The organism is Pseudomonas sp. MWU12-2319 (assembly GCF_023242525.1).
GTDB classification, from domain to species: domain Bacteria; phylum Pseudomonadota; class Gammaproteobacteria; order Pseudomonadales; family Pseudomonadaceae; genus Aquipseudomonas; species Aquipseudomonas gingeri_D.
The window spans coordinates 1-3,581 of the sequence record NZ_JALJES010000035.1; the positions used below are offsets into that span (position 1 = coordinate 1).

At 63.6% G+C, this 3,581-nt stretch carries 1 protein-coding gene; it reads left to right on the forward strand.

All coding sequences use genetic code 11. The annotated features are described in order from the left end of the window. The coding region (locus M5C01_RS32365; protein WP_248764459.1) for an amino acid adenylation domain-containing protein at nt 1–3,217 on the forward strand (3,217 nt) is incomplete at its 5' end. Nucleotides 3,218–3,581: the final 364 nt, after the last annotated feature.

The window sequence follows — 3,581 nt, forward strand, 5'->3', positions numbered from 1 at the left end:
CCTGTTGCCACTGGTCAGCCTGACCCAGGCACAGATCGACCGGGTGGTGGAAACGGTGCCTGGCGGTGCCGCCAATGTGCAGGATATCTACCCGCTGGCGCCATTGCAGGAGGGCATCCTGTTCCATCACCTGTCGGCCGGCGAAGGTGATCCCTATGTGCTGCAATCGCAGTTCAGCTTCGACAGCCGCCAACGCCTGGATGACTTTATCCGGGCGCTGCAAAGCGTGATCGATCGTCACGATGTGTTGCGCACCTCGATCGTCTGGGAAGGGCTGGAGACACCGGTGCAAGTGGTCTGGCGCCAGACCCGGCTGATGGTCGAGTTCTTTGAGTCGACCCCGGGAGACGCCGGACCGCTGGCGCAACTGCTGCAGCGCTTCGATCCGGCGCACTTGCGCCTGAATCTGCAACAGGCGCCGCTGCTGCACCTGGCGGTCAGCGAAGATACGCTCAACCAGCGCTGGGTGGGCGTGCTGCTGTTCCATCACATTGCCATCGACCACACCACGATAGCCGTGGTGCAACAGGAAATGCAGGCCAGCCTGCGTGGGCAGGCGACGCCATTGGCTCCGGCCATGCCGTATCGCAACTATGTGGCCCAGGCCCGCCTGGGTGTCAGCCAGGAGGCCCACGAAACCTTCTTCCGCGAGATGCTCGGCGATATCGACGAGCCGACCCTGCCGTTCGAACAGCAGGAAGTGCGGGGTGACCAACAGGCGATCGCCGAAGCCCACCTGACGCTGGACCTTGAGCTGTCCCAGCGCCTGCGTGGCCGTGCCCGGCAATCGGGTGTCAGCGCGGCAAGCCTGGTGCACCTGGCCTGGGGCTTGGTGCTGGGCCGCCTCTGCCGACGCGAGAAAGTCGTGTTCGGTACCGTGCTGCTGGGCCGGATGCAGGGCGGCGCGGGCGCGGATCGGGCGCTGGGGATGTTTATCAACACCTTGCCGCTACGTCTGGACCTTGGCGCCTTGGGCACGCGGGCCGCGCTCAAGGCGGCCCATGGCCGGCTGACCGCGCTGCTGGGCCATGAGCATGCGTCCCTGGCGCTGGCCCAGCGTTGCAGCGGGGTGCCGGCGCCGACGCCGCTGTTCAGCGCCTTGCTCAACTATCGGCACGGTGCCGGTGAGGTCAGCCAGCAGGCGCTGGATGCCTGGCAGGGTATCGAAAGCCTGGGGGGCGGCGAGCGCACCAACTATCCGCTGACGCTGTCGGTGGACGATAACGACGTGGGCTTCAGTCTGACGGTACAGGCGACTGCCGGCGTCGATGCGCAACGGATCTGCGGTTATATGCAGGTCGCGCTGGCGAGTGTGGTGGGGGCGTTGGAGCAGAACGTGGAGGTGCCGCTGGGACGGCTGTCGGTGTTGCCGGCGACTGAGCGCGAGCAGTTGTTGTTCGGGCTCAACGCTACCGTGCTGGATTATCCGCAGGCGCAGACCATTCATGGGTTGTTCGAGGCGCAGGTACAGCGTACGCCGCAGGCCCTGGCGGTGGTGCATGGCGAGCGTCGTCTGAGCTATCGCGAACTCAATGAGCAGGCCAACCGCCTGGCGCATACCCTACGTAAACAGGGTGTGCGGCCGGATTCGCGGGTGGGGATCTGTGTTGAGCGTGGGGCTGAGATGGTTGTCGGGCTGCTGGCGATTCTCAAGGCAGGCGGCGGTTATGTACCGTTGGACCCGGCTTATCCGGCGGAGCGGATTGCCTATATGTTGCAGGACAGCGCTCCGGCGGCGGTCCTGGCCCAAACCTCTACCCGGAATCTGTTAGCGGGCGTTACGGTGCCCGTGATCAATCTCGACCAGGGCACCTGGCAGGATGAGTCCGCCCAGAATCCGCAGGTGTCGGGGCTGACTTCGGCGCATCTGGCCTATCTGATCTACACCTCGGGTTCGACCGGTCTGCCCAAGGGCGTGATGATCGAACACCGCAACACCGTGAACTTCCTGACCTGGGCCCACAAGGCTTTCGACGGTTCGGCGTTGAACAAGACATTGTTTTCCACCTCGCTGAACTTCGACCTGGCGGTCTACGAGTGCTTCGCCCCTCTGACCTCGGGCGGCAGCATCGACGTAGTGAAAAACGTCCTGGAACTGCAACACGGCGAACATGATATTGGTTTGATCAACACCGTTCCATCCGCGCTCAAGGCCCTGCTGGAAGTAGGCGGCGTGCCGAAATCGGTGCACACGGTCAACGTGGCGGGCGAAGCCCTTAAACGCAGCCTGGTGGAATCGCTGTTCGAGAAGACCGGCGTCCAACGCCTGTGCAACCTCTATGGCCCTTCGGAAACCACCACCTACTCAAGCTGGGTGGCGATGGATCGCGAAGACGGCTTTGCCCCGCATATCGGCAAACCGGTCGGCAACACCCGGTTCTACCTGCTGGACGAGCAGCAACAGCCCGTTCCGCTGGGTGTTCCGGGTGAAATCTACATCGGCGGCGCCGGCGTGGCCCGGGGTTACCTGAACCGTGATGACCTGACTGCCGAACGCTTTCTCCAGGACCCGTTCGCCATCACGCCGAATGCCCGGATGTACCGCACCGGCGACCTGGGTCGTTACCTGGCGGACGGCAATATCGAATACCTGGGCCGTAACGACGACCAGGTGAAGATCCGTGGTTTCCGTATCGAACTGGGCGAGATCGAAGCGTGCCTGGCCAAACACCCCGAGGTTCAGGAGTCGGTGGTGATGGCCCGTGAAGATGTGCCGGGTGAAACCCGCCTGGTGGCGTATTTCACCCTGGCCAACGTCGGTGTGGTGCCGGACAGCGGCACCTTGCGCGCTTATCTGCAAGGACTGCTGCCGGACTACATGCTGCCGGCGGCCTATATGCAGCTCGACGCCTTGCCGCTGACTCCCAACGGCAAGCTCGACCGCAAGGCCCTGCCGGTGCCGGACAGCAGCGCCTACGCCTCGCGTGTCTACGAAGCCCCGGTGGGTGAAGTGGAAGTCCGGTTGGCGGCACTCTGGGCCGATTTGCTCAAGGTCGAACGGGTGGGGCGCCACGACCACTTCTTCGAACTGGGCGGCCACTCGTTGCTGGCGGTGAGCCTGATCGAGCGGATGCGCCAGGCCAATCTGGAAGCCGATGTGCGGGTGCTCTTCGGCCAGCCGACGCTGATCCAGGTGGCTGCCTCGGTGGGCACTATTCAACGGCTGGAGGTACCGCAGACGAAGATTCCGATGCTCAATCGCAAACGCCGTATCTGAAGCCCCGGCACGGCCCGCCCGATTCGCAATCGGTCGGGCCGTCGCCCCTTTCTTTTCTCCCTCCTGTGCAACCCCCGGCAGGGCGTGCTTTCAGCACGCCTTGTCCCGGCTTCCCATGACAGACAGTCGCCCGTGGATGCTCTAATTTTTGAGGCCTGTGGGGAGCATGGCGAATGGGATGTTTCGCTGGTGTCAGTGGACCGCAGCCCTTTGTTGCTGCGGACCCGATCACGCCTGCGCCCGGACTCCCGTGTTGTCTTCGAGCTTCGAAGCCCCTCCGATCTTTTATCGCGCGAAACGCTGTCTCCGACACCGAGCCTTTGGGCTGTCACCCTCTCCGAAATGATAAACAGCAGGTTATTCG